We start from the raw sequence: 22,072 nt of genomic DNA, 5'->3' as shown, positions 1-22,072 counted from the left end.
TCAGTCGTTCATCTTGAGCACGGCAAGGAAGGCGTCCTGGGGAATTTCCACCCGGCCGACCTGCTTCATGCGCTTCTTGCCCGCTTTCTGCTTCTCGAGCAGCTTCTTCTTGCGGCTGACGTCGCCGCCGTAACATTTGGCGGTCACGTTCTTGCGCAGCGCCTTGACGGTGGAGCGTGCCACGACCTGGCCACCGACGGCGGCCTGGATCGCCACATCGAACATCTGACGCGGAATCAGCTCTTTCATCTTCTCGACCAGCAGACGGCCGCGGCCATGTGCATGATCACGGTGGATGATCGCCGCCAGTGCATCGACGCGGTCGCCGTTGATCAGCACGTCCAGACGCACCAGCTTGGCCGCCTCGAAGCGCTCGAAGCTGTAATCCAGCGACGCATAGCCCTTGGAGATGGACTTGAGGCGATCGAAGAAGTCCATCACCACTTCCGCCATCGGCAGTTCATAGATCAGCTGGATCTGGCTACCCAGGAACTGCATGTCGAGCTGAACGCCACGACGATTGACGCACTCGGTGATGACGTTGCCGACATATTCCTGCGGCACGAGGATGGTAGCGCGGCAGATCGGCTCACGCAGCTCATCGACGTTGGCCATGTCCGGAAGCTTGGACGGGTTGGACACCGGCAGCACATCGCCGTTGTCCATCAGCACCTCATAGATCACCGTCGGCGCGGTGGTCAGCAGATCGAGATTGTACTCGCGCTCCAGACGCTCCTGGATGATCTCCATGTGCAGGGTGCCGAGGAAGCCGACACGGAAACCGAAGCCCAGCGCGTCGGAGTTCTCCGGCTCGTAGTCCAGCGAGGCATCGTTGAGCGCCAGCTTCTGCAGCGCATCACGGAAGTCCTCGTAGTCATCGGAGCTGATCGGGAACATGCCGGCATAGACCTGCGGCTTGACCTTCTGAAAGCCCGGCAGACGCTCGACCTTGTCGGCGGTCTTGGTGTGCACGATGGTGTCACCCACCGGCGCGCCCATGATGTCCTTGATCCCGGCGACGATGAAGCCGACCTCACCGGCGCGCAGCACGCCGGTTTCCTTGCGCTTGGGCGTGAAGATACCGATCGCGCCGGTTTCCCAGTCGCGGCCGGTGGACTTCAGGCGGATCTTCTCGCCCTTCTTCAGGGTACCGTCGAAGATACGCACCAGCGAGACGACGCCGAGGTAGTTGTCGAACCAGGAATCGATGATCAGCGCCTGCAACGGTGCCTCCGGATCGCCCTTGGGCGGCGGAATGTCACGTACCAGACGCTCGAGCAGCGCTTCCATGCCCATGCCGGACTTGGCCGACACCTGACAGGCGTCCGTCGCGTCCAGACCGATGATCTCCTCGATCTCCTGGGAGACCTTCTCCGGGTCCGCCTGCGGCAGATCCATCTTGTTGAGGACCGGCAGCACCTCGAGGCCCTGCTCGATGGCGGTGTAGCAGTTGGCCACCGACTGGGCTTCGACACCCTGGCCGGCATCGACCACCAGCAGCGCCCCTTCACAGGCATACAGCGAGCGCGAGACTTCATAGGAGAAGTCGACGTGGCCCGGCGTATCGATGAAGTTCAGCTGATAGGTATTGCCATCGTCAGCGTGGTAGTCGAGGGTCACCGACTGCGCCTTGATGGTGATGCCGCGCTCACGCTCGATGTCCATCGAGTCAAGCACCTGCTCCTTGAGCTCACGGTCGCTCAAGCCTTCGCACAGCTGGATGATGCGGTCAGCCAGCGTGGACTTGCCGTGGTCAATGTGGGCGATGATTGAGAAGTTGCGGATATGCTTCAAGGACGGCGGCGTTACGCGTTCGGTCATGGATCACTGCTCTGTATTTGTGCCCGTCTCCGTGAAATCACACGGCCAACACGGGAGACGACGGAAATCGAATTGCACGCATTGTACAGTCCGACCACAAGCGATGATAGAAGGCGTTGCCTTTTGCGCCCCTCCGGCCCTGTCACAACCCGCCTGAACTCGGGTGAACCGCAGGGCCGCCCGGTAGCAGACGGGGCGCACAGTCGCCCGTGCGCCCCGTCTGCTACCGGAGTGACCGCCTTCGTGCCGGTGGCGGTCACCTTCTGTTGCCTGCGCGCTCGTCGCCCAGGTTCTTGACGCTTGCGTCAGGCGCTGGCGGGATCACTTGTCGCTGTCGGCACGCATGCGCAGTGCGATGTACAGCGGGCGACCATTGCGCACCAGGCGCAGCGAGACCGGACGGTTGGTCGGCAGCTTGGCGACCACATCGCGCAGCGCCTGCACGCTGGTCAACGGCTGCTGATTGAGTTCGACCAGCACATCGCCGGCGCTGATGCCTGCCTCGGCAGCCACGCCCTGCGGGTCGACTTCCATCACGCGCACCCCGTGATCGAGGTTGAGCTCGTTCAAGCTGGCCTTGTCGAGCTCTGCCACCGCAACGCCCAGCCCTTGCTTGTCGTCACTGGCCTTGGTGGCATGCGCCTGCTCACTGCCCGGCCAATGGCCAACCTTGGCAGTCAACGTCTGGCTCTTGCCATCGCGCAGGATGGAGAGCTTGAGCGAATCGCCCGGCGAGCTGGCGCCGACCATGCGCGGCAGGTACGCCGAGCTCTCGACCGCCTTGCCATCGACGGCGGTGATGATGTCGCCACTCTTGAGGCCAGCGGCGGCGGCAGGGCCGTCCGGATCAAGATCGGCGATCAGCGCACCGCGCGCACGGTCCAGCCCGAAGGATTCGGCCAGGTCCTTGGAGACCGGCTGAATGACGACGCCCAGCCAGCCGCGATCCACGCGCCCATCGGTCTTGAGCTTGTCGGCGACATCCATCGCCACATTGATCGGAATCGCGAAGCTCACGCCCATGAAGCCGCCGGAGCGGGTATAGATCTGGGAGTTGATGCCCACCACATCGCCATCGAGATCGAACAGCGGCCCACCGGAGTTGCCCGGATTGATCGCCACATCCGTCTGGATGAACGGCACATAGGCGTCCGACGGCAGGGTGCGATCGATGGCGCTGACGATACCGGCGGTGACGGAATGATCGAAGCCGAACGGCGAGCCGATCGCGGCCACCCATTCGCCGACTTCCAGCGCATCACTGTCGCCCATCGGCAAGGTCGGCAGGTCTTCCGACTTGACCTTGAGCAGCGCGATATCGGTCTTCTTGTCCTCACCGACCACCTGCGCCTTGAGTTCGCGACGGTCGTTGAGGCGCACCATCACCTCATCGGCACCGTCAATGACATGGGCATTGGTCATGATGTAGCCATCATCGGAGATGATGAAGCCAGACCCGAGACTGGAGCGCTTCTCGACGCCCCCGCGGCCCGGGCCAGGCAGCTGATCACCGAAGAAGCGCTTGAAGAATTCGGGCATCTCTTCGCCATTGGGCCCTCGGAACACCGGCCCCGAGCTGCGCTGGATCTCGGTGGTGGTCGCGATATTGACCACCGCGGGCGCCGAGTCCTTGACCAGCTGGGTGAAGTCGGGCAATTCACGAGCCTGAACCAGCTGGGAGCCCATCAGGGCAGCCATGGCCAAGGCAGGTACCATCAGGCGGGAAAGGGATTTCATCAGTGCGGCTCCTGGTACGTCCTGTCATCACTTGTTATCAGGCGTGCAATCACGCAACTACTGACGATGGCAGCGTCACATCGCTGGCGGCGTCCTTCTCATTGACGTCGAAGCGTCGTTGAAGTTCAGCGATTGGTGCCGCGCTGGACGCAACCATGCGTCGCCAACATTCGACAGGTGCCGATGCCAGCCCGATGCAGACTGACGACGCCACCTGCCGACTACGCAAGTCACTCCCCGATCTGCCGAGAGAGTCGACTACCGCTAACACTTGAGCACGTCATCACTTGAGCACGTCATCACTTGAGCACGACGACTACAGCGCCTTGATCGCCATCGCGTCCATGCCGAGACGACGCATCAAGCGCGGCCGGTAGAGTGCCTGCCGCTCAGGACGCGCGGCATGCCAGCGCACGGCCATCAGGCCCGCCGCCAACGAGAGCGCGAAGCCCAACGGCACCGCCAGGGTGCCAGCGCCCGCCAGCTGCTCGGACACGATCCCCCCCAGCATGCCGCTGACCAGCGGCAGGCCATACAGCAGGCCCGCACTGCGCAGAAACGCCGACTCATCGATGCCGATCACCACCCGCTCACCCACCATCGGCAAGTCTTCGCCTGCCGGCACATGGATCAGCACGCGATGCGGCTTGCGACGCGAAAACTGGCTCAACAGGCCGCTGCCACAGCTACTGCGCGCATTGCAGGCACCACAGGTGGAGCGACGCTGGGTCTCGACCCAGACGCCTTCCTTGCCATGCCCCGTGACCTGCCCCTCTTCCTGCATCATCCTGCTGACTCCTGCAAAAACTCGCCGCGCACTGGCGACACATACGCGTAGAATAGCGTCATTCACGGCGGCACTTCACGCGCCTCAGGCCCGACAAGCGCCCACGATACCATCAACAGGAGCCCGCATGAGCGACGCACCCCCATCCACTTCCCGCCTGGACCCGCTGCACGGCGTCACCCTCAAGGCACTGCTGACCTGGCTGGTGGACCACTACGGCTTCGAGACCCTGGGCGAGCTGATTCCCATCAACTGCTTCCTCAGCGACCCGAGCATCAACTCGAGCCTCAAGTTTCTGCGCCGCACGCCCTGGGCACGCGCCAAGGTCGAGACACTCTACATCCAGACGGCAGATCGCTATCTGCATGACTGAGGCCGAGCGTGGTCACACCAGCAAGTGACGGCACTGGCCGGACGCGACCAGGTCACGTGGGCGCATGCAGGACATACAGACAAGAAAAAGGGGCAGCCAATGGCTGCCCCTTTTTCTTGTCTGTCCATGCTGCTTTCATCTGCCTTGGCAGCGACGCCAGCGCAAGCCAGTCATCCAGCGAATATTACTGGGCAACATCCTGCAGGCTGATCCACTCACTGCGCTCCGGCACCGGGCCGCGCGAGGAATGCTGGCTCAGGTAGGCCTCGAGCAGACGCCGCTGGGCGAGATCCGCCGCGGCGACATTGCTGGACGACATGCCGGAATCGTAGCTGCTACTTTGCGGCGCCATGAACATCGGGCGTGAGCTGGAGGGCGTCACGCCGACCTGCATCAAGCCGCTGTTGGCACCGGGCTGTACCCACTGAGACGCCTCGGCATTCACTGACGGCTGGCTGACCTGACGCACGGTGCCGCCCTGGATGGCTGAACCGCCCTGGTTGACGGAAGAACCGCTGGCAAGCTCTGCACCGCTGTTCACGCCGCCGGGCACCGCATTGTCGCCGCCATTGAAGACCTGCACACCGGTGATCACCATCACCGCGACGCCTGCCGCGATGGCCGCGGAACCGGCAAAGGAGAACAGGCTGCGACGCTCGGCCACGGGCGGTGCACTCGCGGGAGCCTCGCGGGAGATCAGCTCGACCTCGGCGCTGACCGCCGACGCGATATCCAGAGTGAAGGTGCTTTCACGCTCACGATGCATGGCACTGCGCGCCAGGTGATAGCGGCGCCAGGTGTCTGCAGCCTCAGGAGACTCATCGAGCCCCTTGAGGACACGACGCAGATCCAGCTCGTCACCCTCCGCATCCATCAGCGCGGACAGCGACTCCTTCACGGATTCGGTGGTCTTCAGATTCATGCGTAAATACCCTCACACTCGTCAGATTGAACGACGACTTCAATCTGCACTCCTGGCAACAAATGGCGTCATTCACCATGGCGGCTGATGGCCCGAGCGGGCCAACGGCAAACAGCGTTACTGCGCCGTGGAAGAGGGGCTTTCGTGCCCTACCCCTCACCACTCAACTTTCCAGCGCTCATGCACGCAGTCGCTGAGCTACATGACTACTGAACAGTAAGAACACGCGCCGCACGGATTGTTCCGCCATTCGTTCAGAAAACATTCACTTTAGCTGCAAGATTTCGCCAAGCCACTGAGTTGATTGAATTTAACCAACAAAATTTTTGTGGCTCTTCTCTCACAGGGGCGACGCAGAACAGCGACGTCACTCGACGGCAGACACCGCCGAGGCGGGACTGACCAGCCCCTGGATCGCCTTGTCGACCGCTTCACGTGCACGGAAGATACGCGAACGCACCGTGCCCACCGGGCACTGCATCACCTCGGCGATATCCTCATAGGACAGGCCATCGAATTCGCGCAGCGTGATGGCGGTGCGCAGGTCTTCAGGCAGCTTCTCGATGGCCTCGAAGACGACCTTCTCCAGCTCATCGCGCGCCATGGCGGCTTCCGGCGTCTCGATGTCCGACAGGCGACCGGATTGATCGACCACCTCGGCATCGCCGATATCCATGTCGGTGCCCGGCGGACGACGGCCCCGCGAGACCAGATGATTCTTGGCCGTATTGATGGCGATCCGGTACATCCAGGTATAGAAGGCGCTCTCGGCCCGGAAGTTGGGCAACGCACGATAGGCCTTGATGAAGGCTTCCTGGGCGACATCCTGCACTTCTGAATGATCGTGTACGTAACGGCTGATCAGGCCGAGAATCTTGTGCTGATATTTCCTGACCAGCAGATCGAAGGCGCGGTTATCCCCTTTCTGGGCGCGCTCGACCAACTGCTGGTCCGTTTCATTGACACTCATTCACTCGCTCCCTCCGCGGGAGTGGAGGCACCGCTTGCGGACTCCACATCAGGAATCCCCGGGGCATCAGCACCTGACAGGAATTGCGACTCGCGCATGCGTTATCCGGCCCCTTTGATATTCGTTGTGATGGATGCGATGCCTGGCGCGGGGCGAAAAAGCGCCCGGCGGCCCGCTGACGCGACCAAAATCAACGCACAGTGTTCCTGTTTATCATTTGTACGGCAAGACGCCATGCCGTCAAAGCCTCAGGTTTTGCGTGTTCACTCCCGTCATGACAGCGTTTGGCGACGCTGACACGTCAAAGCGTAACGATTTCTTTACGATTTACGCTTATCTTGAGTCACACGAGCCTCAAGTCAGCGCCAGCCAGCTTGACAGTTGATTAAATTTGACCCAAGGGCGCTGACAAGCCGGCATGCAGCAGATACCATGGACATCATTCAGTACGCACAACACGGATGGCGGGCGCGAAGACGCCCGTCTGACTCTGCTAACAGCCATGCAGACCGCACACCGCTCAGGACACTGTCATGTCAGAACAACACGTCAACAACCTCAACGTCCTGTCACAGGACGTGCTGATCACCCCCGAAGCGCTCAAGCAGGACATCCCGCTGACCGCCAAGGCCGAAGAGACCGTCATCGAAGGCCGTCGCACCATCCAGCGCATTCTGGACGGTGAAGACCCGCGCCTGCTGGTCGTGGTCGGCCCCTGCTCCATCCATGACCTGGACGCCGCCCGTGACTACGCACGCCGCCTGAAGGTACTGGCCGAGGAAGTGAAGGACAGCCTCTACATCGTGATGCGCGTCTACTTCGAGAAGCCGCGTACCACCGTCGGCTGGAAAGGCCTGATCAACGACCCGCACCTCAATGACACCTTCGAGATCGAGGAAGGCCTGCACATCGCGCGCGGCCTGCTGGTCGAACTGGCCGAGATGGGCCTGCCGCTGGCCACCGAAGCCCTCGACCCGATCTCCCCGCAGTACCTGCAGGACTGCATCAGCTGGTCCGCCATCGGCGCCCGTACCACCGAATCCCAGACCCACCGCGAGATGGCCTCTGGCCTGTCGTGCCCGGTCGGCTTCAAGAACGGCACCGACGGCTCGCTGGATGTCGCCGTCAATGCCCTGCAGTCCGTGTCTCACGGCCACAACTTCCTGGGCATCAACCAGGCCGGTCAGGTCGCGATCATCCGCACGCGTGGCAACGCCTACGGCCACGTCGTGCTGCGTGGCGGCAACGGCAAGCCGAACTACGACAGCGTCAGCGTCGCGCTGGCCGAGCAGGAACTGGCCAAGGCCGGCGTCACCGCCAACCTGATGGTCGACTGCTCCCACGCCAACTCCAACAAGGACCCGGGCCTGCAGCCGCTGGTGCTGGAGAACGTCACCCAGCAGATCCTCGAGGGCAATCGCTCCATCATGGGTCTGATGGTCGAGTCGCACATCAACTGGGGCGCGCAGAAGATCAATGCCGACCGCAGCAAGATGGAATACGGCGTCTCCATCACCGATGCCTGCATCGACTGGGCCACCACCGAAGACACCTTCAAGACCATGGACGCCAAGCTCAAGGACGCGCTGCGCGCCCGCCTCGAGCAGCCTGCCGAAGCCTGAGCCAGAAGCCTGGGGCCAGAAGCCACTGGTTTCAGACCGGCAGCATTGGATGAATGAAAAAGCCCCGCCGATTGGCGGGGCTTTTTTGTGGCTGCTGGGTCGGCAGCTGACGGGCCAGCTTTGACCGTTAAGCCCTGACCCATCAGTTCTGACCCATCACTCCTGCCCCATCAGTTCTGGCGCACGCCATCGATCTCGCGCACGAAGGGCGGCAAGGCCTCGATCAACTGCTGACCGTAACGCTTGGTCAGGATGCGTCGATCCAGAATCGTGATACGCCCTTCATCGGCTTCCTTGCGAATCAGGCGCCCACAGGCCTGCACCAGCTTGATCGAGACATCCGGCACCGCGATACGCATGAACGGGTTGCCGCCCCGCGACTCGATCCACTCCGCCAGCGTCGCACCGACCGGGTCATCCGGCACCGCGAACGGCAGCCGCGTGATCACCACGTGGGTCAGATACTTGCCGGGCAAGTCGATGCCCTCAGCGAAGCTCGCCAGCCCGAAGATGATGCTGCCGCGCCCGCCATCCACCGCCTTGCGGTGCTGACTGAGCAGCTCATGCTTGGGCAGACGACTCTGCGCCAGCACCCGCTTGCGGGTCTCGCCATCCAGCGCCTTGTTGACCGCCGCCAGCTGCTTGCGCGAGCTGAACAGCACCAGCACCGCCTCGCGCACATCCAGCGCATTGACGAAGTCGACGATCGCCTGCTCATGCGGACCGGGTGGCGACGGCTCCACCGCCTCGCGCGGGATGGCCAGCACCGCCTTGCCATAGTCGAACGGGCTGGGCAGGCGCTGATAGCGATAGCGATTGGCCAGGCCTGCGCGCTCCTGCAGGCGCTCGAAGCGATTGAGCGCCGTCAGGGTCGCCGACGTCAGCACCGCGCCGAAACAGGCGCCCCACAGATGGCGCGCCAGCGTTTCCGCGGCCGACACCGGACTTGCCGAGACGGTCATCTCCGGCTCGCCATTGAAGCGCTCGAAGGTCAGCCAGCGCGCATGCGGCGGCCCATCGGCAGGGTCGCTCAGGCCGATGGCCTCCCACAGCGCATGGGCCTCCAGCGCACGCCCGTGCAGCAGGGCCACCAGCGGCAGCCAATCCTCGGCATTCTCCTTGGGCAGGCCGGTGGCCTTCTCCGGGTCCAGGCTCTCACGCAGGATGTCGGCGATCTGCTCCAGCGCCCGCGACAGCTCCGCGAAGCCCTTGAGCAGGTTGTGGCCCAGCTCCTTGAGCGCCTCCGGTGCCTGACCGCGCTCGAAGCGATGATTGGTGACGTCCTCGCCGGCCCCATTGGGCAGATCCGCCAGCTGATGCCCCAGCCCGAACACCTCGCCCAGACGCGGCTCGATATCCGCCAGCAACTCGGGCATGCGCGCCAGCAGACGGCCGATGGTCGGCTGACTGCCCAGCGCCGCATTCAGCTCGGTGAGCGACTTCTTGAGGTTGCCCAGCCAGCGCAGCGTCTGATTGATCGGCGTGCGGTGATGGAAGTGATCCAGCGCCTTGTCGGGCAGATGGTGCGCCTCATCGAAGACGTAGATGCAGTCACTGGGCGATGGCAACACCAGCCCGCCGCCCAGCGAGAGGTCCGCCAGCACCAGGTCATGGTTGGCGACGATGATGTCGGCCTGCTCCAGCTGACGACGGGCACGGAAGAAGGCACACGCCGAGAAGTGGCTGCAGCGGCGATTGGTGCACTGACGGTGGTCCGTGGTCAGACGCGCCCAGTCGCGGTCCTCGACCTGCAGAGGCCAGCTGTCGCGGTCCCCTGCCCACTCGCCGCTGGCATAGTCCTCAGCCATCTTGCCGGCCAGCTCCACGAAGCTGCCGCCGTCGCTGGCGATCATGTCACGCTCGAACAGCGCCATGGTCGGGTTGTCCTCGACACCTTCCAGCGCCTGATCCAGTTTCTGCACGCACAGGTAACGGCGACGGCCCTTGGCCAGGGCGTAGTCGAAGCTCAGCCCCGAATGCTTCTTGAGCGCCGGCAGGTCCTGATGCATGACCTGCTCCTGCAGCGCGATGGTCGCGGTCGAGACCACCAGCCGCTTGCCACGCGCCTTGGCCACCGGCAGTGCGGAGAGCAGATAGGCCAGCGTCTTGCCGGTGCCGGTACCGGCCTCCAGCACGCAGACATGCTCGTTGCCGAGGCGATAGCCTTCCGGATTCTGCTCGATGTTGCCCAGGGTGCGCGCGATCTCGGCGATCATCAGCCGCTGCCCGTAGCGCGGCGTCAGTTCAAGACCCTCGAGCAACTTGCGATAGGCGCCCTGAATCTCGCCCTTGAGGCTATCTTCCAGCATTGCGTGTCTCTCTCCTCAACTGGCCATCCACCCCTGACCCACGACATCCGCTCGACAACAACTGGCAACTGGCTGCTTGTCGTCGAACCTGCGGGTCATGGAGCGCAAGACGGCGAACAGCCTGAGCTGTCCGCCGTCTTTGCGTGCTACTGCCATCTACCTCGACTGCCCTGCGCGGCCGGCCAGCTTTCTGTGACCGGTCGGAGGCAAGCAGACGTTACAGCAGGCCCTGGGGCGGCTGCTGACGCGGCAGCGTTTCCTGCAGGTAGTCTTCGATTTCCGGCAGTGAGAAGACATCTTCCTCACCGACGAAGCTGATCAAGGTCACATCGCTGAAGCTTGCACGGTGGACGTAGTCTTCCGGCACTTCCGGCAGCGTGAAGTTGATCGCATGGGTCGCGTCCTCGAGTGCGAAGCCACGCCCGGCGACATCGCTGACCACCAGCACCTTGAGCTTGCCGTTGCGGAAGGCCTCATGGGCTTCCAGGCGCTCGGTCTGGGTCTCGGCGCCGGACATCACCGCCGACTCGATACCGGCTTCCTTGAGCGCGGCGTTGATCTTGCGCACCAGCCCACGGCTATTGCCGAAGACCACGGAGCGCTCCATCTCGCCCTGCTTCACCAGATTGATCAACAGACGCAGCTTGTCATCATCGCTCACGGTGTAGGTCTGCACGGCGTCGTTGTCCGCCGCGATGGCAGCCGTCGCTTCGTGCTCGACCGCGACCTGAGTCGCCTCATGCGTCCACTGCTCGGCCAGCCCCAGCACGTCGGAAGACAGCTCGGCGGAGAACAGCAGCGTCTGGCGCTCTTCCGGACGCGGCGTGGCGCGGATGATGCGCTTGACGTCGGGGATGAAGCCCATCGACAGCATGCGGTCCGCTTCGTCGACCACCAGCACCTCGGTCTCGGAGAGATCGACATCGCGCTTGGTATGGAAATCGAGCAGGCGGCCTGGCGTGGCGACCAGCAGGTCGACCTTGCGCTCGAGGCGTTCACGCTGCTTCTGGTAGTCCATGCCACCCACCACGCAGGCCACCGAGATGCGCGCGAATTCGGAGAACGCCTTGGCGTCCTTCTCGATCTGCAGCGCAAGCTCACGGGTCGGCGCGATGATGACGGCACGCGGCGCGCCCGGCTTCTGGCCTTCCGGCGCCTTCTCTTCCAGGAAGTAGGCCAGGGTAGCGATCAGGAAGGCGGCGGTCTTGCCGCTGCCGGTCTGGGCACGACCGACCACGTCACCACCCAGCAGTGCCTTCTCGAAGGTCTGGGCCTGGATCGGGGTGCAGTATTCAAAGCCGGCCTTCTGGATGGCACGCATCAGCGGCAGCGGCAGATCGAAATCATGGAAGCGCCACTGGCCAGCGACCGGCGCGACCGGGAACTGATCGAGGTTCCACTTGGACTGGGAGCGACGCGGCTTGCGACGACGACGCTTGGGCTTTCTCGGCTTCTGGTTCGGGTCCTGCGGCTCTTGCTGAGTCTGCTCAGCGGCTGGCTGGGTCTGATCCGTCTCGCTCATGTAATCCGTTCTTTTCAAGGGTTCATATGCGACAGGCGCGGGTCGTTCTCGGAATCTCGCCGTGACAGGCCACACCCGGTTGGTTCGTCATGCCCAGTCGTCTCACCTGGTTCGCCTGACTCGCGCCTGATGCGCGGTAGTCTCGGGCTGCATGCGCCTTTACCGGATTGGGAGCCATCCCCCGCCCTTCTGCGGCAACACCCCCTGGGTGTGCGTCTCCGGGGCCACGCAGGCCTCGGGTGCAGAAGGACACGAATGCTCTCACCTGTTCTTGACGGATTCACGCATCCAGCGCTCCCCTGCCCGAATGTTCGGCAAGGGACTGGAGCGGACGTCTGCCATGAGGGTCTGCTCACGTGGCACCGGTCATGTCATCGCCGGGCTCACGCAACGGACAGGCTCATGGGTCGCCACAAGGACGGCCGATACTGCGTGTCGGTCGAAAGGGCTTCTTCATCGAGCGGGCATCAGGCTGCCGGGCAACCTTGGCCACGCCACGGGACAGTTCGCCGCCGCCCGTCTGTCTATCTGTCTGGGCCGGGGCGGCGTACCTGCCAGGGTCATTCAGGTAACACTCATATATTGCATATTGCATGTCGCTGGCACGGGCAATGGCAGCAAGACTGGTGCGTCCGGCAAGCCGTTGTCTCTGACATGCGTGAGGGGAAGCGCGCCCCGAGGGGCAGGCGACCCGCCATCGTGCATGAGACACAAGGCGCCGATTCAAGCGGCCAGTCACGCACCTCACCTGCGGGCAGCGACGATAACGCCGACATATTGTACCAGCCCGCCGGCGTCTTCGCGCCCCTGCATCATGACGCACTCGGCGCGAGACATCCTCGCGTGCACGACACGCGATGCCTCTCACCACGACGCCCCTCATGGCACCCGCCCCATGCAGGCTGGTAGAATGCCCGACAACTGATGCGGTTGCCCGCGTGCCGCGGCCTTGCCGTGCGACTCAAGGCTGGCGACTGCCGACACCGAACAGGAAAGCCCGAAGATGACACGTAGAAAGAAGAGCCGCTCCATCGCCGACAAGGTGCAGATTCGTACCGGCCGCCGCAAGGACTTCAAGAAGTGGCGCGCCGAGAACCCGGACCAGGTGCATTCCGGCCCGCGTTACGTGGCCAAGAAGAAGGACCAGCGCAAGTCCCAGGCTGCCGCCAAGCTGGAACGCATGAACGCGGCGCCGCTTTTGCCGCTGCACCCTGATGCGCCGGCAAAGGAAGACAGCTCCTCCAAGGATGATGGTGGAGGCGAAGCGTGATGCGCCTGATTTCCTTCAACATCAACGGCATCCGTGCGCGTCCGCATCAGCTGGAAGCGCTGATCGAGACGCATCAGCCGGAAGTCATTGGCCTGCAGGAAACCAAGGTGCAGGACAGTGAATTCCCCCACGCGCACATCGAGGCGCTGGGCTATCACGTGGTGTGGCACGGCCAGAAGGGTCACTACGGCGTCGCGATGCTGACCCGTCAGGTGCCGAAGAAGGTGCACTACGGCATGCCGGATGACGACGAGGATGCCCAGAAGCGCATGATCGGCGTCGAGATCGACGGCCCGAATGGCGAGCCGCTGATCGTCTACAACGGCTACTTCCCCCAGGGCGAGAATATCGAGCACCCGGTGAAGTTCCCCTACAAGACGCGCTTCTATCAGCAGCTGTTCCGCCTGCTGGAAGAAGACCACCAGCCCGAGCAGCATGTGGTGGTGATGGGCGACTACAACATCTCGGCCACCGATCGCGACATCGGCATCGGCGAGCCCAACCGCAAGCGCTGGCTGCGCGAAGGCAAGACCAGCTTCCAGCCCATCGAGCGCGAGTGGATGGAGCGCCTCTACGCCTGGGGCCTGACCGACAGCTTCCGCCATGTGCACCCGGAAGTCGATGACCAGTTCAGCTGGTTCGACTACCGCTCACGCGGCTTCGAGCGTGAGCCCAGGCGCGGCCTGCGCATCGACCTGATCATGACCAGCCCCGGCCTGACTCCGCTGATCAAGGATTCCGGTGTCGACTACGCACTGCGCGGCATGGAAAAGCCGTCGGATCACGCCCCAGTGTGGACCGATATCGGCTGATGCGCTGAGCAACGCCAGCGCGAACACGATCGCCAGACACGCAAACGCCGCCTTTCCCGTCTCAGGACGATCAGGAAAGGCGGCGTTTTCGTTGCAGTGATACTCAGGCAGCGCTGGGTCGTAAGCGTCTTACGTCATCAGCGCTGCGCGACGGATTTCAACCAGGCATCGGCCCCTTCGGCGCCACGCGCCTGAGCCTTCTTGAAAGCTTCACGCGCAGGGTCGAACTGCTCCAGCTGACTGGCGACCACGCCGGAGAGCAGCCAATGACGCGCCGAGTCGTCGCCACGCTCACCGGCCGCGGCCAGCGCCTGCTGCGCCGTTTCCCAACGCCCCCAGTCATAGGCAAGCTCGGCATACTGCTGGGCATCCTCGAGTGACTGGCTCTGCTGCGAGACGGCTGCCCACGCCTTGAGCGCATGCTCGACATCGCGCGCCGCCGTCCAGGCCTGCGCCAGCTGGCGACGCAGCGCCGGGGTATCGTCAAGCAGCGGCTGCCCCTCGGGTGTCGCGGATTTCGAGAGCCCCGCCTTGATCAGCTCCGCCGCCCGTGCCGGCGCACCGGCCGCCAGCTGCAGGTCGACTCGCTGCTGATAGGCATCACTGCCGCTGACGATCCCCGCTGCCCATGCCGCTTCCCAGGTACTGGCGGCGCGGGTGTTCTGGTTGAGGCGCTGATAGAGCGCCACGGCACGCTGCCAGTCCTGCGGATCGCGTGACTCGCCCAGCCCCTGCTCGACCAGCGCCACCGCCGCGCCATGGCGGCCGGTCTGCTGATAGACACTGACGGCCAGCTTCAGGCGATCACCGCTCGGCGCACTCGCCTTGCTGGCACGCTCCAGCCAGTCCTCGGCGCGCGCCCAGTCACCACGGTTGGCTTCCAGACTGACCGCCAGCCACAGGTCATCGGCACTCGCCGAGCCGCCGTGCAGATATTCCGCAAGACGAGCGATACCCCTATCGCGCTCACCGGCGCGCAGGCGCAGCATCGCTTCACGACGCAGCCACTCGCGAGCCTGGGAGGCATTGACGCCCGGCAGGCGACGCGCCTCGGCATACAGACGCGCCGCCTGGGCCTGATCGCCCTGGCGCGCACGCGCACTGGCCGCCAATGACAGATACAGCGCACGCACTTCACCACGCTGGCGCTTGGCCTCACGCTCGGCGCGCTCACCGACCGCGTCATAATCGCCTTCATCCAGCCGTGACTGCAGCGTACGCAACTGCCCCGCCACTTCGGCGGAGACGCGCGTCGCCGCATGGGCCGCACTGATGCCACCAACTTCCATCATCAGCATCAGGCAGGTCGAGACCAGCGTCACGCGGGTGAGTCGGCGCCCGCCGCGTGTCAGCAGCTGGCGCGCCCGCGCCATCAGGCCTCGCGATCGCTCAGCGCTGTCGGCGTCCTGCGGCGGTGTGGATTTCGCTACCATGAGTCTTTCCTCTTGCGTTCATCGCTGCCATGACCCGGCGCATTGCCGATAAGTCCACGGCATCAGAGATGACGACATATGACACACATCAGACACCCGATGAAAGCCCGCGCCATGGGGTCATGGGTTGCCTCAACGCAACTGGAACTCGAGCCGCTGGCGCGCCTGGCGCGCATTGCCCGCGGCCGGGAATTCCCAGCGCGCGATCGCCTTCATCGCCGCCCGGTCAAACACGCCCGACGGCTCGGCACGCACCACCCGCAGCGAGCCGCCATCGACATTGCCGTCCGGACGAATCACGAAGGCCACCTCGACGAAGCCCTCAATGCCGCGGCGACGCGCGCGACTCGGATATTCGGGAGCGGTGCGCACGGTGGGCCGCGGTGAACCACCCTGCGCCGCCGGGGCCGCCTTGGGCTTTGACGGCTTCGCCGCGGCCTGTGACGACGCATCAGACGCCGACTGCGCCGATGAAGCGGCCTCGGCCTGCCTGGCGACCGCCTTGGGTTCCGGCTTGGCCTTGGGTGCCGGTTTCGGCGTCGGTTTCGGCTTGGGGGTCGGTTTGGGCGGACGCTCGACTTCTAGCGGCGGCAGGCTGTCATCCATGGTCAGCTCTGGCGTCGGCGGCAATGGCGTCTTGACCTCGGGAATCGCCACCGGGCTTGTCGCCTTGGGCGCCGGCATCGGGGCTGCCTTGGGTGGCGGCGGTGGCTCGGCCGGCGGCGTGGGCAGACTTTCACTCGCCGCCGGTGCGGGCTCCGGCGCCTCTTCAGGCGCCTGAACGGTGGAGACCGACAGCGGCTCCGGTGGCGGCGTGTCGTTCACCGGCGGCGCAACCAGCAAGGCCAGCGCATAGAACAGCACCAGCGCCAGCAAGGCGCCGCCGACAAGCCCGACGAGTCGATTGGCATACAGGCGTCGCGTCATGTCATTCGCCCTTCGAGGCGGCGACCGCGATGTCCTGCACACCCGCGTTGCGCAGTGCATCCATCGTCTCGACCAGCAGACCGGTCTGTGAGCGGCTGTCGGCCTGGATCACCACCGGCTGACCATCGGCAAGATCGGCCACGGCGTCGCCGACGCGATGGGCATCCACCGGCTTGCCGTCGACCCACACCGCGCCCTCGGCGGTGATGGCGACCATGACCGCCGCGTCAGGGCGCGCCGTGGCGTTGGAGGCTTCCGGACGCTGGATCTCGACCCCGGACTCCTTGACGAAGCTGGTGGTGACGATGAAGAAGATCAGCATGATGAAGACGACATCCAGCATCGGCGTCAGATTGATCTCGCCGCTGTCTTCCGCGGCCTCCATGCGACGTCTACGCATGTGGTGTCTCGCTTGTATCAGAGGAGGAATCAAAACCGTTCGCAGCGGACATGCCGGAACGTGCATCGTCGACGGCGCGCGCCAGACGGTCGTGCAGGCGCTGGTCTTCACGACGCACCACGCGCTCGAAGCGCGTGACGAACATCAGGCCCACCACCGCGACCGCCATGCCGGCCAGCGTCGGCAGCGTGGCGCGTGCCACACCATCGGCCATGGCACGCGCCTGGCCGGTGCCGGCGATCGCCAACGAATCGAAGACATGGATCATGCCGGTCACGGTGCCCAACAGGCCTGCCAGCGGACAGATCAGCACCAGCAGCTTGAGCCACGGCAGCGGCGCGCGCAGGCGTGACAGCAGCTCACGGGTCAGCACTTCGCGATGGGTGAGCGCCGACCAGCTGTGGTGCTCGCTGCGCGCCACCCAGTCGTGGATCAACCGCTGACGCGCCGGACGATGCACGAGCCGCCAGTAGAGGCCGCGTTCCAGCGCCAGCCCGAACAGCACCATGGCGATCAGGCAGATCACCACGATCAGCGGGCCACCGCTTTCCACCAGCCGCATCACTGGCGCGAAGCCACCGCTCAGCAAGGAAGAGGCGGCCAACGAATCAGGCATGCTCGGTATCCCGCTGACGCGCCGCCGCGCTGGCAGCCTTGCTCGGGGCGCGCTTCTCGAGGTGATCGGCCAGACGTGCACTGGCGCGGCCCTCGAGGCGGCCCATCAGGCCCTTGGACAGACTGGAAAGCCCGGTCTGGGCGAACAGCAGCGGCACGGCGGTCACCAGACCCAGCACGGTGGTCACCAGCGCCTGGGAGATACCGCCGGCCATCAATTTGGGGTCGCCGGTACCGAAGACAGTGATCGACTGGAAGGTGCCGATCATGCCGGTCACGGTACCCAGCAGACCCAGCAGCGGCGCGATGGCAGCCAGCAGCTTGACCAGCGCCTGGCCACGTTCGAGCCTGGGCTGCTCGGCCAGCAATGCCTCATCGAGACGGGCTTCGAGCGCTTCCGGCTCGTGATCGTGGCGCATGCCTTCAAAGCGATGCAGCACACGGCCCAGCGGGTTGTCGTCACTGAGCTGGCTCAGGTCGGCTTCCTGACGCTTGACCGCCCGGCGGGTCAGCGACAGACGCACCAGCTGGATCAGCGCGATGATCAGGCCCAGCACGCCCAGGCCGACGATGACATAACCGACGGCGCCGCCCTGCTTGAGGCGCTCACCGAGACGCGGTGCCCGCGCCAGCGCCTGGGTGACATCGCCACCGGTGGGGTCGAAGCTCAGGCGATCACTGTCGCCGGCATCGAAGGCCGCCAGCTGCTTGCGAATGCGCAGCGGCGTGGTACCCGCAAGGCCGAGGGTGTCCAGCGCCGAGGGGCCATCCACGGCCTTGTCTTCCGACAGCGGCGCCAGCAGGTGGCGACCACTGAAGGCCATCTGCTCGCCGACGCGCACGATCTCACGCGGCTTGATGCTGCCATCCGGCCCGGCCAGCGGTGCCTGGAAGCGCAGCGCGCGACCGCTTTCGGTGGCGATGCTGCGGATGTCCGCGGTCAGGGCGGCGAGTCGCTCGCGGCCCGGCACCTCATCGCGCGGCCCCAGGTCCGGCAGACGCGCCTGGCCGCCGACCAGCAGCCAGTTGCCCGCCAGGGCTTCACGCGTCTCGCGGGCATGCTTGCGTGCCACCTCGAATACCTGACCGAGATCGCCCTGCTGGGCCTGACGCTCTTCGTCCAGACCGCTGAGGGTCGCCTGTTGTTCCTGCGCCTCGGCCTCGAGGGTCGCGCGCGTCTCGCGCAGGCTGTCACGCCGCGCCTCGGCCTCGCTGACCGCCGCTTGCAGTGCCTCGCGATCCGACAACAGGGTGTCGAGACGCGCCTGATCGCGGCCTTCGGCCTGACTGGCGGCCTGTTCGAACTGCTCGACGCTCAATGACTGCTCGGCACTGCCGGTCGCCGCCAGCACGGCGGGAGATGACAATGTCAGCAGCCCCAAGGTGCCGGCCGTCAGCAACAGGCGTGACAGAGACGCACGTGGCGCTTGTGAATTCGTCGCCATCAGCTGGACTCCTGCGCGGTACGGGTAGTGGTGGTACGTGTGCTGGTGACTGCCGCGGCAGCCTGATCGGCGCTCTCGAGCGCGGACTGCGACAGGCGCCCCTTCGGAGCCAGCTCGACGTCCTCGACCGGCACCGACAGCGGCAGGGTCACCAGTGACGGTGCCTGCTGGTCACGCGCCATGCTGATGCCCTTGCGCAGCGCTTCCAGGCCGCTGTCATCCAGCACCTGCCAGCTGCCATTTCTGGCCTGCCAGGCGCCGCCATGCTGACCATCCAGCGTCAGGTAATAGAGGCCGACGCGGCCGACACGCAGATACTGCACCTCGGTGTCTTCCCCACCGACCAGCCCAGCGCGCCAGGTATCGAAGCCCTGACCGTAGCTCAGCTCCTGCTGCCAGGCGTTGAGCAGCTGATCGAGGCGCTCGTCATTGCTCAGGCTGGCATTGGAGAGGTTGTCACGCAGACGCTGGACGCGCGCGAGGCGCTCGTCCTTGAGAAACGGCAGATCCTGCTCGATGAAGTCCGCCAGCTCCTCGACCTGCTGACGCAGCAGGCCCGGCAGCGACTCACGCGTGGCCTCGAGATTCTCCAGCGCCGTGCGCTGGCGCTCGATACGCGCCGCGCGGTCAGCATTCAGCGGCGTCAGCTCCGCGGTATAGCTTTCCAGACGCGCGGCTTCCTGACGCGCTTCACGCAGGCGCACCAGCAGCGCACGCGTCTCGTCATCGGCGGCATCGATGCGCGCCTGCAGCTCACGCTGGGTTTCCTGATGAGTGGCGGCACTGTCACGCAGTGTCTCGGCATGCGCCGGCAATGCGGTGGCTGTCAGCGGTGCAAGCAGCACCAGCGCCGGGAGCAGGCCGCCAAGGGCTCGCACGCACGGGAAGGGGAAAGAAGTCGAACGCCGCACGGACATCTCCTGAAGAACTAGGCTTGGTTGCATCCTCGGTCGCCTGCCAGGCCGCTAGTGGCTTCCGAGTGGAAATGCAAATCACTGGCATGGACGGTATTACAAACAAGAACAATTATCAATTGATCTTGCCTCGCTCTGCCCCATCAGCAGGCCCTGAAACCTGCAATGCAGCGTTGCACTTTTCTCCTGACGCTCTCTCCCCTGCCCTCGCCCCAACCCTTGCCCGCAGACACAAAAAAACACGACCCGCCGAAGCGGGTCGCGTTGATGGGCCAGGCCACCTTGCGGTGTCTCGGCCTCAGCCTTGCAGGGCCTTGCTCAGAGCTTGCCTTCCAGCTCCGGCAGTACCTCGAACAGATCGCCGACCAGGCCGTAATCCGCGACCTGGAAGATCGGCGCTTCGTCGTCCTTGTTGATCGCGACGATGACCTTGGAGTCCTTCATGCCCGCCAGATGCTGGATCGCCCCGGAGATGCCGACGGCGATGTAGAGGTCCGGCGCGACGATCTTGCCGGTCTGGCCGACCTGCATGTCGTTGGGCACGAAGCCGGCGTCGACCGCAGCGCGTGAGGCACCGATGGCGGCGCCCAGCTTGTCGGCGATACCGTTGAGCAGCGCGAAGTTCTCACCGTTGCCCATGCCGCGGCCACCGGAGATCACCACCTTGGCGGAGCCCAGCTCAGGGCGCTCGCTTTCGGCCAGGGTTTCCTCGACGAAGCTCGAGACACCTGCATCCTCGACCACGTCCACGGCCTCGATGGCCGCCTGTCCGTCGAGCGCGACCGGATCGAAGCCGGTGGCACGCACGGTGATGACCTTGAGCACATCGTCGCTCTTGACGGTGGCGATGGCGTTGCCGGCGTAGATCGGGCGCTGGAAGGTATCGGCGCTCTCGACGGCGATGATCTCGGAGATCTGCGCCACGTCCTTCAGTGCCGCGACACGCGGCATGAAGTTCTTGGCAGTGGTGGAGGCACTGGACAGCACGTGGCTGTAGTCATCGGCCAACGCCACGACCAGTGCCGACAGGTTCTCGGCCAGCTGATGGGCGTAGACGGCATTGTCGGCGACACGCACACGCGCGATGCCGGCAAGCCTGGCGGCCTGCTCGGCGACGGCGCCTACGCCCTCACCGGCGACCAGCACATCGATATCGCCACCGATGGCGGTTGCGGCTGCCACGACACTCGCGGTGCTGCTGGTCAGCTGGCCATCATGATGATCGGCAATGACGAGAATGCTCATGAGATCACCTTTGCTTCGTTCTTGAGTTTGTCCACCAGCTCATCGACGGAGCCGACCTTGATGCCGCCCTGACGCTCGGCCGGCGGCGTGACCTTGACCAGCGACACCTTGGAGGCCGTGGAGACACCCAGCTCTTCCGGCGTCTTCACATCCAGCGGCTTCTTCTTGGCCTTCATGATGTCCGGCAGCTTGGCGTAGCGCGGCTCGTTGAGGCGCAGGTCAGTGGTGACCACCGCCGGCAGGTTCAGCTTGACGGTCTGCAGGCCGCCATCGATCTCGCGGGTGACATTGACGCTCTCGCCATCGACCGCCACTTCGGAAGCGAAGGTGCCCTGCCCCATGCCGGTAAGTGCCGCCAGCATCTGACCAGTCTGGTTGTTGTCGGCATCGATGGACTGCTTGCCGAGAATCACCAGGCCGGGCTGTTCTTCCTCGACCACCTTGGCCAGCAGCTTGGCCACGGCCAGCGAGTCGACGGCGTCATCGGTCATCACCTGCACGGCGCGATCGGCACCCAGCGCCAGCGCGGTACGCAGCTGTTCCTGGGCGGCCTTGGGGCCGATGGTGACGGCCACGACTTCGGTCGCCACGCCTTTTTCCTTCAGGCGCACCGCTTCTTCCACGGCGATCTCGCAGAAGGGGTTCATGGCCATCTTGACGTTGGTCAGCTCGACGTCAGACTGGTCAGCCTTGACGCGAATCTTGACGTTGTAATCGATGACGCGTTTCACCGCGACGAGTACTTTCATGGTGTCCTCGCTGATTTCTCATGGAGTACCAGTGACCGTGAGGCCGCCAGCGCTCGATTCATGCAAGCGTTTGATAGGTGAATATCTTCCACAGATGACCGTGATGACAAGTGTCTCGCCACGATATCCGCTGGCACCCGACGGATGAAGTCAGCCAGACCGGCGTGGTTTTCATTGTCCGGGCGCCGCCATTCTCATG

At 64.5% G+C, this 22,072-nt stretch carries 19 protein-coding genes; 4 read left to right on the top strand and 15 right to left on the bottom strand.

Annotated features, from left to right (window positions below; genetic code table 11):
- The 3 genes from lepA to R1T44_RS06220 form a co-directional block, all read right to left on the bottom strand.
- On the bottom strand, window positions 1–1,821 hold the full coding sequence (gene lepA, locus R1T44_RS06230) for a translation elongation factor 4 (protein WP_043331869.1): 1,821 nt from the start codon (window positions 1,819–1,821) through the stop codon (window positions 1–3).
- Between the two features lie 321 nt (window positions 1,822–2,142).
- The gene (locus R1T44_RS06225; protein WP_153635277.1) at window positions 2,143–3,558 is read right to left on the bottom strand and encodes a DegQ family serine endoprotease; all 1,416 of its coding nucleotides are present in this window, start codon (window positions 3,556–3,558) and stop codon (window positions 2,143–2,145) included.
- 316 nt (window positions 3,559–3,874) lie between these two features.
- Window positions 3,875–4,345 carry a SoxR reducing system RseC family protein gene (locus R1T44_RS06220; RefSeq protein ID WP_153635276.1) on the bottom strand — a complete coding sequence of 157 codons (471 nt, stop codon included), beginning with the start codon at window positions 4,343–4,345 and terminating at the stop codon, window positions 3,875–3,877.
- A gap of 127 nt (window positions 4,346–4,472) precedes the next feature.
- Between R1T44_RS06220 and R1T44_RS06215 the strand changes: the two genes are divergently transcribed.
- Complete coding sequence (locus R1T44_RS06215) at window positions 4,473–4,718, top strand: VF530 family protein (protein ID WP_153635275.1); 246 nt, start codon at window positions 4,473–4,475, stop codon at window positions 4,716–4,718.
- A gap of 184 nt (window positions 4,719–4,902) precedes the next feature.
- On the opposite strand, the gene R1T44_RS06210 is transcribed toward R1T44_RS06215, so the two are convergent.
- Together R1T44_RS06210 and rpoE are read right to left on the bottom strand one after the other, a co-directional pair.
- Window positions 4,903–5,640, bottom strand: a complete 738-nt coding sequence (locus R1T44_RS06210; RefSeq protein WP_153635274.1) for a sigma-E factor negative regulatory protein — start codon at window positions 5,638–5,640, stop codon at window positions 4,903–4,905.
- Window positions 5,641–6,007: 367 nt separating this feature from the next.
- Entirely contained in the window at window positions 6,008–6,610 is a 603-nt protein-coding gene (gene rpoE, locus R1T44_RS06205) for an RNA polymerase sigma factor RpoE (protein ID WP_153635273.1), read from the bottom strand.
- A 533-nt stretch (window positions 6,611–7,143) separates the two neighbouring features.
- Here rpoE and R1T44_RS06200 point away from each other — a divergent pair.
- Window positions 7,144–8,232 carry a 3-deoxy-7-phosphoheptulonate synthase gene (locus R1T44_RS06200; protein ID WP_043331875.1) on the top strand — a complete coding sequence of 363 codons (1,089 nt, stop codon included), beginning with the start codon at window positions 7,144–7,146 and terminating at the stop codon, window positions 8,230–8,232.
- Window positions 8,233–8,402: 170 nt separating this feature from the next.
- Here the strand turns inward: R1T44_RS06200 and dinG are convergent, their stop codons facing one another.
- The gene (gene dinG, locus R1T44_RS06195; RefSeq protein WP_153635272.1) at window positions 8,403–10,541 is read right to left on the bottom strand and encodes an ATP-dependent DNA helicase DinG; all 2,139 of its coding nucleotides are present in this window, start codon (window positions 10,539–10,541) and stop codon (window positions 8,403–8,405) included.
- Between the two features lie 217 nt (window positions 10,542–10,758).
- Entirely contained in the window at window positions 10,759–12,063 is a 1,305-nt protein-coding gene (locus R1T44_RS06190) for a DEAD/DEAH box helicase (RefSeq protein WP_131431459.1), read from the bottom strand.
- Window positions 12,064–13,066: 1,003 nt separating this feature from the next.
- On the opposite strand from R1T44_RS06190, the gene R1T44_RS06185 reads away from it, so the two are divergent.
- Window positions 13,067–13,333, top strand: a complete 267-nt coding sequence (locus R1T44_RS06185) for a hypothetical protein (protein ID WP_043331879.1) — start codon at window positions 13,067–13,069, stop codon at window positions 13,331–13,333.
- On the top strand, window positions 13,333–14,145 hold the full coding sequence (gene xthA / locus R1T44_RS06180) for an exodeoxyribonuclease III (protein ID WP_054554994.1): 813 nt from the start codon (window positions 13,333–13,335) through the stop codon (window positions 14,143–14,145). Before R1T44_RS06185 ends, xthA begins: the two co-directional genes overlap by 1 nt.
- A 137-nt stretch (window positions 14,146–14,282) precedes the next feature.
- On the opposite strand, the gene R1T44_RS06175 is transcribed toward xthA, so the two are convergent.
- The 8 genes from R1T44_RS06175 to R1T44_RS06140 all read right to left on the bottom strand — a co-directional run bounded on the left by R1T44_RS06175 (window position 14,283) and on the right by R1T44_RS06140 (window position 21,873).
- Complete coding sequence (locus R1T44_RS06175) at window positions 14,283–15,578, bottom strand: hypothetical protein (protein WP_153635270.1); 1,296 nt, start codon at window positions 15,576–15,578, stop codon at window positions 14,283–14,285.
- Between the two features lie 132 nt (window positions 15,579–15,710).
- Entirely contained in the window at window positions 15,711–16,505 is a 795-nt protein-coding gene (locus R1T44_RS06170; protein ID WP_153635269.1) for an energy transducer TonB, read from the bottom strand.
- 1 nt (window position 16,506) lies between these two features.
- Entirely contained in the window at window positions 16,507–16,905 is a 399-nt protein-coding gene (locus R1T44_RS06165) for an ExbD/TolR family protein (protein WP_043331884.1), read from the bottom strand.
- The gene (locus R1T44_RS06160; RefSeq protein ID WP_153635268.1) at window positions 16,898–17,521 is read right to left on the bottom strand and encodes a MotA/TolQ/ExbB proton channel family protein; all 624 of its coding nucleotides are present in this window, start codon (window positions 17,519–17,521) and stop codon (window positions 16,898–16,900) included. Before R1T44_RS06160 ends, R1T44_RS06165 begins: the two co-directional genes overlap by 8 nt.
- Window positions 17,514–18,965: a MotA/TolQ/ExbB proton channel family protein gene (locus R1T44_RS06155; protein WP_153635267.1), complete on the bottom strand. Its 1,452-nt coding sequence runs from the start codon at window positions 18,963–18,965 to the stop codon at window positions 17,514–17,516. The genes R1T44_RS06160 and R1T44_RS06155 overlap by 8 nt, the downstream gene beginning before the upstream one ends.
- Complete coding sequence (locus tag R1T44_RS06150; RefSeq protein WP_235506905.1) at window positions 18,965–19,876, bottom strand: DUF3450 domain-containing protein; 912 nt, start codon at window positions 19,874–19,876, stop codon at window positions 18,965–18,967. Before R1T44_RS06150 ends, R1T44_RS06155 begins: the two co-directional genes overlap by 1 nt.
- A 321-nt stretch (window positions 19,877–20,197) precedes the next feature.
- A complete protein-coding gene (locus tag R1T44_RS06145) occupies window positions 20,198–21,124 on the bottom strand; it encodes an electron transfer flavoprotein subunit alpha/FixB family protein (RefSeq protein ID WP_043331885.1) in 927 nt (308 codons plus the stop codon).
- A complete protein-coding gene (locus R1T44_RS06140; RefSeq protein WP_153635266.1) occupies window positions 21,121–21,873 on the bottom strand; it encodes an electron transfer flavoprotein subunit beta/FixA family protein in 753 nt (250 codons plus the stop codon). The genes R1T44_RS06145 and R1T44_RS06140 overlap by 4 nt, the downstream gene beginning before the upstream one ends.
- Window positions 21,874–22,072 lie beyond the last annotated feature (199 nt).

It is taken from the genome of Cobetia amphilecti (genome assembly GCF_032923285.1).
Taxonomy (GTDB): Bacteria; Pseudomonadota; Gammaproteobacteria; order Pseudomonadales; family Halomonadaceae; genus Cobetia; species Cobetia amphilecti.
This window is presented reverse-complemented; position numbering and strand designations above follow the sequence as displayed.

Coding starts and splice junctions, on each gene's coding strand:
- lepA (WP_043331869.1), bottom strand. CDS start 1,821: ATGACCGAACGCGTAACGCCGCCGTCCTTGAAGCATATCCGCAACTTC.
- R1T44_RS06225 (WP_153635277.1), bottom strand. CDS start 3,558: ATGAAATCCCTTTCCCGCCTGATGGTACCTGCCTTGGCCATGGCTGCC.
- R1T44_RS06220 (WP_153635276.1), bottom strand. CDS start 4,345: ATGATGCAGGAAGAGGGGCAGGTCACGGGGCATGGCAAGGAAGGCGTC.
- R1T44_RS06215 (WP_153635275.1), top strand. CDS start 4,473: ATGAGCGACGCACCCCCATCCACTTCCCGCCTGGACCCGCTGCACGGC.
- R1T44_RS06210 (WP_153635274.1), bottom strand. CDS start 5,640: ATGAATCTGAAGACCACCGAATCCGTGAAGGAGTCGCTGTCCGCGCTG.
- rpoE (WP_153635273.1), bottom strand. CDS start 6,610: ATGAGTGTCAATGAAACGGACCAGCAGTTGGTCGAGCGCGCCCAGAAA.
- R1T44_RS06200 (WP_043331875.1), top strand. CDS start 7,144: ATGTCAGAACAACACGTCAACAACCTCAACGTCCTGTCACAGGACGTG.
- dinG (WP_153635272.1), bottom strand. CDS start 10,541: ATGCTGGAAGATAGCCTCAAGGGCGAGATTCAGGGCGCCTATCGCAAG.
- R1T44_RS06190 (WP_131431459.1), bottom strand. CDS start 12,063: ATGAGCGAGACGGATCAGACCCAGCCAGCCGCTGAGCAGACTCAGCAA.
- R1T44_RS06185 (WP_043331879.1), top strand. CDS start 13,067: ATGACACGTAGAAAGAAGAGCCGCTCCATCGCCGACAAGGTGCAGATT.
- xthA (WP_054554994.1), top strand. CDS start 13,333: ATGCGCCTGATTTCCTTCAACATCAACGGCATCCGTGCGCGTCCGCAT.
- R1T44_RS06175 (WP_153635270.1), bottom strand. CDS start 15,578: ATGGTAGCGAAATCCACACCGCCGCAGGACGCCGACAGCGCTGAGCGA.
- R1T44_RS06170 (WP_153635269.1), bottom strand. CDS start 16,505: ATGACGCGACGCCTGTATGCCAATCGACTCGTCGGGCTTGTCGGCGGC.
- R1T44_RS06165 (WP_043331884.1), bottom strand. CDS start 16,905: ATGCGTAGACGTCGCATGGAGGCCGCGGAAGACAGCGGCGAGATCAAT.
- R1T44_RS06160 (WP_153635268.1), bottom strand. CDS start 17,521: ATGCCTGATTCGTTGGCCGCCTCTTCCTTGCTGAGCGGTGGCTTCGCG.
- R1T44_RS06155 (WP_153635267.1), bottom strand. CDS start 18,965: ATGGCGACGAATTCACAAGCGCCACGTGCGTCTCTGTCACGCCTGTTG.
- R1T44_RS06145 (WP_043331885.1), bottom strand. CDS start 21,124: ATGAGCATTCTCGTCATTGCCGATCATCATGATGGCCAGCTGACCAGC.
- R1T44_RS06140 (WP_153635266.1), bottom strand. CDS start 21,873: ATGAAAGTACTCGTCGCGGTGAAACGCGTCATCGATTACAACGTCAAG.